General features: G+C 71.7%; 9 protein-coding genes. 3 read left to right on the plus strand and 6 right to left on the minus strand.

Going from position 1 to position 7444, the window contains the following annotated elements; genetic code table 11:
• The first annotated feature begins 107 nt into the window (after positions 1-107).
• Positions 108-1064, plus strand: a complete 957-nt coding sequence (locus tag ACWEPL_RS56790) for a YihY/virulence factor BrkB family protein (RefSeq protein WP_452441553.1) — start codon at positions 108-110, stop codon at positions 1062-1064.
• 26 nt (positions 1065-1090) lie between these two features.
• On the opposite strand, the gene ACWEPL_RS56795 is transcribed toward ACWEPL_RS56790, so the two are convergent.
• Positions 1091-2116 carry a patatin-like phospholipase family protein gene (locus ACWEPL_RS56795; protein ID WP_452441554.1) on the minus strand — a complete coding sequence of 342 codons (1026 nt, stop codon included), beginning with the start codon at positions 2114-2116 and terminating at the stop codon, positions 1091-1093.
• Positions 2117-2139: 23 nt separating this feature from the next.
• Positions 2140-2526 (minus strand): hypothetical protein, encoded by a 387-nt coding sequence (locus tag ACWEPL_RS56800; RefSeq protein ID WP_363975186.1) that lies wholly within the window; start codon positions 2524-2526, stop codon positions 2140-2142.
• Between the two features lie 114 nt (positions 2527-2640).
• Here ACWEPL_RS56800 and ACWEPL_RS56805 point away from each other — a divergent pair, with 114 nt between their 5' ends.
• A complete protein-coding gene (locus ACWEPL_RS56805) occupies positions 2641-3237 on the plus strand; it encodes a TetR/AcrR family transcriptional regulator (RefSeq protein WP_452441555.1) in 597 nt (198 codons plus the stop codon).
• 25 nt (positions 3238-3262) lie between these two features.
• On the opposite strand, the gene ACWEPL_RS56810 is transcribed toward ACWEPL_RS56805, so the two are convergent.
• Positions 3263-4207, minus strand: coding sequence for a LysR family transcriptional regulator (locus ACWEPL_RS56810; RefSeq protein ID WP_452441556.1), 945 nt, complete (start codon positions 4205-4207; stop codon positions 3263-3265).
• Between the two features lie 109 nt (positions 4208-4316).
• On the opposite strand from ACWEPL_RS56810, the gene ACWEPL_RS56815 reads away from it, so the two are divergent.
• A complete protein-coding gene (locus ACWEPL_RS56815; protein ID WP_452441557.1) occupies positions 4317-5015 on the plus strand; it encodes an MBL fold metallo-hydrolase in 699 nt (232 codons plus the stop codon).
• Here ACWEPL_RS56815 and dgoD read toward each other — a convergent pair whose 3' ends face one another.
• From dgoD to ACWEPL_RS56830, 3 genes are all read right to left on the minus strand, one after another.
• The gene (gene dgoD / locus ACWEPL_RS56820) at positions 5016-6161 is read right to left on the minus strand and encodes a galactonate dehydratase (RefSeq protein ID WP_452441558.1); all 1146 of its coding nucleotides are present in this window, start codon (positions 6159-6161) and stop codon (positions 5016-5018) included.
• A gap of 11 nt (positions 6162-6172) precedes the next feature.
• Complete coding sequence (locus tag ACWEPL_RS56825) at positions 6173-6916, minus strand: SDR family NAD(P)-dependent oxidoreductase (RefSeq protein ID WP_452441559.1); 744 nt, start codon at positions 6914-6916, stop codon at positions 6173-6175.
• Positions 6913-7444: hypothetical protein (locus ACWEPL_RS56830; RefSeq protein ID WP_452441560.1), on the minus strand; the 532-nt coding region annotated here is incomplete at its 5' end. The genes ACWEPL_RS56830 and ACWEPL_RS56825, both read right to left, overlap by 4 nt.

Here is a 7444-nt window from a genome sequence, read left to right on the forward strand (position 1 = left end):
CCGCTACCCGAAGGTCACGTGGGCATGCGGCCCGATGGTGAATAGCTCCGGAAGGGCGGGGTAGCGAAACGCGGTCTCATGATGCGCAGCCCGGGGAAGGCAGTCCGATGAAAGGCCACGATGCAGCGGTACGGCGGGCGGCGCCGGAAAGCCCGGCCGAGCTGAGCAAGCGCTCGTGGTGGGGGATCCTCAAGCGCACGGCCAGGGAGTTCCGGGACGACCAGCTCACCGACTGGGCCGCCGCCCTCACCTACTACGCGGTCCTGTCCATCTTCCCCGCGCTGCTCGCGGCGGTTTCCCTGCTGGGCGTGTTCGGCCGGTCGGCGACCGGGCCGCTCGCCGACAACCTGGCGGCCATGGCGCCCGGCCCCGCGCGGGAGATCATCGACCACGTGCTCCAGGCCCTGCAGAGCAGCCCGCGGGCCGCGAGCATCGCCACGGTCATCGGTGTCGCCGTCGCCTTATGGTCGGCGTCCGGCTATGTGGGGGCGTTCATGCGTGCCGCCAATGTGATGTACGAAATGCCGGAAGGCCGGCCGATCTGGAAGATCCTCCCCCTGCGCCTCGCCATCACCACCGTCCTGGTGATCCTGATGGCCGTCGGGGCGGTCGTGGTGACGTTCACCGGAGAGCTCGCCGGCCAGGTGGGCCGGCTGATCGGGATCGGCCAGGGCGCGCTGACCGTGTGGAGCGTCGCCAAGTGGCCGGCCCTGGTGGTCATCGTGACGCTGGTGCTGGCGCTGCTGTACTGGGCCGCCCCCAACGTCGTACAGCCCGGATTCCGCTGGATCACGCCGGGCAGCATCCTGGCGGTCGCGGTGTGGATCGCCGCCTCCGCCGCCTTCGGCTTCTACGTCACCAACTTCGGCTCCTACAGCAAGACCTACGCGGCGCTGGCCGGCGTCGTCGTCTTCCTGATCTGGTTGTGGATCACCAACGTGGCCGTCCTGCTCGGTGTGGAATTCGACGCCGAACTCGCCCGCGGCCGCGCCATCGCGTCCGGCCGGCCGCCCGAACGGGAGCCCTACGCGGAGCCGCGCGACGCCCCGGAGGGACATCGGTGACATCCGACCGCAGGGCGGGGTCGCGTCTATGGTGCGGCGGTCGGCCGGCCGAGCGGTTGCAGCAGCAGGTTGACGGCTGCGCGGCCGGCTTCGAGCGCGGCTTTGAGGGGCTTGCCGTCGCGGGTGAGGCGGCCGATGGCCGGGGAGTCAGGTGCGGGCCGCACGGACAGCACCGCGGGATCGGCTGCGGCCTGACCGTCGGCGGGTAGACGGGTCGTCGGGGGTTCGGGCCGGTCGTACCGGGCGAGCAGCGTGTCGTCGTGCAGCAAGCGGTGGTCGCGCGCGAAGAAACTCCGGTGCAGTGCCTCCGGATAGCTCCGCAGAACGGTCGCGGCGATCAGGCGCGTCCCGTAGGACGGTCGCGCGGCCGGTGTTCCGGTCGCGGCCGAAGGCGCGGGACGGGACCGCAGCACGAGGACGTGGCTGGCGCCCTGCGCCAGGGCGGTGCGGTACGGGATGGACTCGGCGAGTCCCGCGTCGTAGAAGAGCCGCCCGGCCAGCTCGACCGGCGGCCCGGCGAGGAACGGGAGTGCCGCACTGGCCCGCAGGGCCAGCCGCAGCTCGACGGGACCGGTCAGGTGCGGGCGCAGATCGGTGGATTGCCCGGTCTGTACGTCGGTGGCCAGCGGGTGGTACTCGATGGGGTTGGTCAGGACCGCGTCGAAGTCCATCCGGGTCACTTCGCAGTACAGGTATTCGACCAGGTTCCGCACGTCGACCATCGGACGGCCGCGCAGGAGGTTGGACGGGCGGATCATCGCTCGCGCGTAGACGGGCTCGGCCCAACCGGTCAGGTTCTCGGGGGTTCCGCTCAGCAGCCAGGCCCCGGTGATGGCCCCGGCCGATGCCCCATAGACCGCGTCGAAGGCGTGCGCCGCTCCGGCCTCGTGCAGGGCCAGGGCCATGCCGGCGGAGACCGTGCCGCGCATGCCGCCGCCCTCGATGGCCAGGGCCACCCGGTGGCCGTCCTGGCGGGCGCCGGGACGGCTGCCGCTACGGACCCGGTCGGCTATGACGCGCAGCACTTCGTGTTCGCCGGTCTCGGGTGGCATATGTCCTTCTTTGTGTTGTGTGGCTAGTCACGGTCGCCGGACAGGTACGAGCGGGCCCGGGCCCAGACGCCAGGGTCGGGTTGCGTGGTCGTCCATGCGGTGGACCTGAGCTTTCCCCGGCCGCGGTAGCGCCGCACGATGGCGACGTGGTCCGGCCAGGCGACGAACTTGCGCAGGGCCTGCTCATCCTGCCAGATCGACACCGAGCCGCACCTGCCCTCCAGCGGCTCCGTCCACAGCCACATGCCGACCGCGCCGGGCAGGTCGGGCCACGCGCGGCGCAGGGTGAGCCCGGCGTGGTAGACGCCGGGCAGGTCGATCAGCCGGCTGATCCGGAAGTCGGTGACGCTGACCAGCACCGAGCCGGCGGCGCCGGCCGCCGGTCCGGGAGTCCATCGGGATCTCAGCATGCCGCTGCTCCAGTCCTTTCTTTGTACGAACGTTCGTGCCGAGAATAGGAACATACCGAAGACGACGTCAAGCCGCTATCCTGGGCCGAACGTTCGTACGCAGAAGGGGTGAAGATGGCGGGACGGCCGCGGGACGAGCGGGCCCGCAACGTGATCCTGCGCCGGGCGGCGGACATCGCCTCGCAGGACGGGCTGGAGGGGCTGTCGATCGGCCGGCTGGCCACGGAGCTCGGCGTGAGCAAGAGCGGCCTGTTCGGTTACTTCGGTTCCAAGGAGGAGCTACAGCTCGCCACGATCCGCACCGCGATGAGGGTGTACGTCGACGAGGTCGTCCAGCCCGCGCTGACCGTGCCGCCGGGCCTGGGCAGGGTGCGGCGGCTGTGCGAGAGCTGGTTGAGCTACTCGCAGCGGCGGGTCTTCCCCGGCGGCTGCTTCTTCTTCGCCGTCACCGCGGAGTTCGACGCCCGCCCGGGCCGGGTGCGGGATGCCGTCGCCGCGGCCGGCCTCGACTGGATCCGCTTCGTGACGCGTACCGTCGACGATGCCCGCCAGCTCGGCGAGCTCGCCGACGACACGGACGCCGACCAGCTCGCGTTCGAGCTGATCGCTTTCATGGAGAACGCCAACGCCGTCTCCTTGCTGCACGACGACCCGAACGCCTACGAGCGCGCCAGGACCGCCATCCGCAACCACGTGAACACCTACACCTGACGACGGGCCGGGCACTCGAATCGCCTCAGCCGGAGAGATCCAAAGGGGTCAGGTCGATCTCGGGCACCCACACCTCAGGGTCGGACGGGGCGGGAAGCGGTCGCAACTGCCGCAGGAGCGCCCGCAGCAGCGGCCGGGGATTACGCCGGTGCCAGACGACCGACCAGGGCATCAGCGGCGTCGGCTCGACGATCGGGATGCGGCGCAGGCCGCTCCCTGCCGGGTCGATGCTCATCTCGCCCAGCCCCACCGCGCTCTTCTCCACCAGGAACTGCTCCACGAGATGCCGCTGCCCGATGGCCGGGGCGTTGAAGCGCAACGGCACGCCGAACCGGTCGGCCAGCCGCACGAGATAACCGCGCCATTCCGCCGCGCCCGCCGGGTCGGGCATCGCGATGCCCGCCTCGCGCAGGTCAGCCGGCCGCAGCACGTCCCTGGCGGCCAGGCGGTGGTCCTCGGGCACGAACGCGTGCAGCGGCTCCAGACGCACGAGCCGGTACGCCAGCTCGGCGGGCCAGGGTGCCGGCGTGTCGTGCACGCGCCCGAACGCGGCGTCGAGCTCCAGCCGCCGCAGGGCCGGCAACGCCACGGACAACCCCTGCCGCATGCTCAGCTCGATCCGTACGCGAGAGTCGCGCTCGCTCGCCTGACGTACCATCCGCAGCGGCGTGAACCGCTCGTCGTACACGTCCACCCGCAAAGGCTCGTTGCCCGGGCGGACCGCCTGGATCGCCCGATCGAACGCGGAGACCGCCTCACGTGCGCGGGGCAGCAGCCGCTCCCCCGCCTCGGTCAGCTCCACAGCACGAGTCGTCCGCTCGAACAGCGGCACCGTCAGCGCCTCTTCCAATCGGCGAATCCGCTTCGACAGCGCCTGCTGGCTGATGAACAGCAGCGCGCCGGCCCGGCCGAAGTGCAGCTCCTCCGCGGTGACCACGAACGCGCGCAGGCCCTCGATGTCCGCCTCCACGCCTCGAGGGTGGATTGAAAACCGTTGGTTGTCAATCGGCCGCAGAGAGCTGTTGGACACCACCGGCCGCCTGCGAGTTTGCTGGTCTCTCCACCGAAGGGGGCACGAGATGAAGATCGTGGAAATCCGTCCGGAGTTGCACCTGATCCTGCTGGAATTCGGCCAGGCGTACCTTTGGAACGACGCGGGCGCGCTCACGCTGGTCGACACCGGTGTCGCCACCTCCGGCACGGACATCGCGGCCGCGATCGAGCAACTGGGCCACCGCAGGAGCGACGTCAAGCAGGTCGTGCTCACCCATTTCCACGAGGACCACTGCGGCGGGGCCGCCGAGATCAGCGGGTGGGGAGACGTCACCGTGCTGGCCCACCGGCTGGAGGCGCCGATCATCCGCGGTGACAAGCCCGCTCCTCCGCCCCGCTTCACCGACGAGGAGCGCGTCCTGCACCGCGACCTCGGGGCCCATCTGCTGCCCGCCGCGCCCGCGTGCCGCGTGGATCGCGAGCTGGAGGACGGCGACACGATCGATTTCGGCGGTGGCGCACGGGTGATCCACACTCCCGGCCACACCGACGGCAGCATCGCGGTTCACCTGCCGCGCTCTGGGGTGCTCTTCACCGGGGACACGGTCGCGCACGTCAACGGACAGGTCATGCCCGGCGTGTTCAATCTGGACCGCTCAGAGCTGCTCCGTTCCTTCCGCAGGCTCGCGGAGATCGACGCGCGGCTGGCCTGCGTCGGTCATGGCGAACCGCTCCCCGACGCCCGCACGGCCCTCAGCGCGGTCGCGGCGACCCTGCCCGCCTGATCACCATTCGGCGAAGGAACCGTCCGGGTGCCGCCAGACCGGGTTGCGCCAGCGGTGCCCGCGCTCGGCCGCGCGCTCCACGGCCGCCGCGTCGACCTCGATGCCCAGGCCCGGTACGGCGGTGCGTTCGGCGAAACCTCCGGCGAACCGCAACGGGGTGCGGTCGACCAGGTAGTCGAGCACGTCGTTGCCCTGGTTGTAGTGGATGCCCACGCTCTGCTCCTGGATCAGGAAGTTCGGGATCGCGAACGCCAGTTGCAGGCTCGCCGCCAGCGCGATCGGGCCGAGCGGGCAGTGCGGGGCCATCGTGACGTCGTACGCCTCGGCCATGGCGGCGATGCGGCGCACCTCCGAGATGCCGCCGGCGTGGCTGACGTCCGGCTGGGCCACCGCGATGCCGTCGCGCAGCACCTCGCGGAAGTCCCAGCGGGAGTAGAGGCGCTCGCCGGTGGCCAGCGGGATCGAGGTCGACCGGGCCAGGGCGGCCAGGTTGGGGGTGTGCTCGGGCAGCACCGCCTCCTCGACGAACAGCGGGAGGAGCGGCTCGATGAGCGGCAGCACCCGCCGGGCCATCGCCGTCGACATGCGCCCGTGGAAGTCGATGACGACGTCGTTCTCCTCGCCGACGGCCTCGCGGACCACCGTCACCCGTTCGACGATCTCGCGGATGCGGGCCGGGGTGTCGATGGGGGTCAGCGCGGCTGAGCCGTTCATCTTGACGGCGGTGAAGCCCGCCTCGATCTGCGCTCGGGCCTCGGCGGCGACGTCGGCGGGGCGGTCGCCGCCGATCCACGCGTACATGCGGACCCGGTCGCGGACCGGGCCGCCGAGCAGGGCGTGGACGGGCAGCCCGGCGGCCTTGCCGGCGATGTCCCAGAGGGCCTGGTCGATGCCGGCGACCGCGCTGGACAGCACCGGGCCGCCCCGGTAGAAGCCGCCCTTGGTCAGGACCTGCCAGTGGTCCTCGATGCGCAGGGGGTCCTCACCGACGAGATATTCGCTCAGCTCCGCGACGGCGGCCCGGACGGTCTCGGCGCGGCCCTCGACGACCGGCTCGCCCCAGCCCGTGATGCCTTCGTCGGTACGGACGCGCAGGAACAACCAGCGGGGCGGGACGAGGAAGGTGTCCATGGACACGATCTTCATGGGGGTCCGTTCTAGGAGGAGGTGGTGGAGATGCTCCAGCCGCCGTCGACCTTGAGGCAGGCGCCGGTGATGAAGGAGGCCTCGGCCGAGGCGAGGAAGGCGACCGCGGCGGCCACCTCTTCGGGGCGGCCGAACCGGCCCGCGGGGGTCTCGGTGATCGTCGCGGCCCGGCCCTGCTCGCCGATGCCGTCCCAGGCCGCGGTCATGATCGGCCCGGGGACGACGACGTTGACCCGCACGTCGGGGGCGTACTCGACGGCGAGCTGGCCGGCCAGTGACTGCAGGCCGCCCTTGGCCGCGGCGTAGGGGCCGCAGCCGGGGATGCCGGTCTGAGCGTGTACGGAGGAGGTGATGACGATCGCGCCCCGGTTCTCGGCCAGGAGGGGGCAGAACACGTGGGCGGCCAGGTAGGCGGCCTTGAGCGAGACCGCGATCTGCCGGTCCCAGTCGTCCTCGGGCAGCTCGTGGACGGGGGCCGACGGCACGACCCGGCCGGGGCCGTTGACGTGCAGGACGTCCAGGCGGCCGTACCGGTCGGCGACGAGGTCGCGGGCGGCGGCCCAGGCGGTCGCGGAGGCGACGTCGCCGTGCAGGTAGTGGCCGCCGATCTCGGCGGCGAGCTCGGCCCCCGCGTCGTCGGCCACGTCCATGACGACGACGGAGGCGCCCCGCTGGGCCAGCAGCCGGGCGGTCGCCGCGCCGATCCCCGCCGCGGCGGCGGTGACCAGGGCGACCTTCCCTGCGAAACGGATCATCGTGCGGCTCCCGTGAACAGTGCGTTGACCTCTTCCTGGAGGGCGCGGTCCTGCCACATCGGGTGATGGGGCGCGGCGTTGGAGCACACCACCGTGCCCCACGCGCCGACCCTGGCCGCGTGGGCGACGGCCTCCAGGCAGATCGCGCGGCCGACCGGACCTTCCTCGAAGGTCCCGTGGAGAGGGGTGTACCCGATCCAGCCCTCGCCGAGCACGAGCGGCACCTCCGCCTGGGCGGCCCAGTCGGCGGCGGCGTCGATCCAGATGCGCAGCCGTTCGGACATGCCGTAGCGGTAGGTCGAGTAGCGGTCGTACAACCACTGGTCGAACCGGACAGGGTCGCACCAGTCGTGGACGTAGACCTCCCGGGCGGGCACCACCGTCGCCGCGCGCCGCCACTCCTGGTCGGGGCCCCACTCCTCCAGCGGCGGGGCGTCGAGTCCGAGCTGCTCGGTGGCCTGGTCGAGTTGGTGGAGTGCGGAGTCGAGGGCCTGACGGCCCGGGGTGATCAGGGCCGGCGTCTTTGAC

The organism is Nonomuraea sp. NPDC004186, from assembly GCF_053603495.1.

Excerpts from the sequence above, each read along its gene's own strand:
- dgoD (WP_452441558.1), bottom strand. The coding sequence starts at position 6,161 with ATGAAGATCGTGTCCATGGACACCTTCCTCGTCCCGCCCCGCTGGTTG.
- ACWEPL_RS56795 (WP_452441554.1), bottom strand. The coding sequence starts at position 2,116 with ATGCCACCCGAGACCGGCGAACACGAAGTGCTGCGCGTCATAGCCGAC.
- ACWEPL_RS56800 (WP_363975186.1), bottom strand. The coding sequence starts at position 2,526 with ATGCTGAGATCCCGATGGACTCCCGGACCGGCGGCCGGCGCCGCCGGC.
- ACWEPL_RS56805 (WP_452441555.1), top strand. The coding sequence starts at position 2,641 with ATGGCGGGACGGCCGCGGGACGAGCGGGCCCGCAACGTGATCCTGCGC.
- ACWEPL_RS56815 (WP_452441557.1), top strand. The coding sequence starts at position 4,317 with ATGAAGATCGTGGAAATCCGTCCGGAGTTGCACCTGATCCTGCTGGAA.
- ACWEPL_RS56825 (WP_452441559.1), bottom strand. The coding sequence starts at position 6,916 with ATGATCCGTTTCGCAGGGAAGGTCGCCCTGGTCACCGCCGCCGCGGCG.
- ACWEPL_RS56790 (WP_452441553.1), top strand. The coding sequence starts at position 108 with ATGAAAGGCCACGATGCAGCGGTACGGCGGGCGGCGCCGGAAAGCCCG.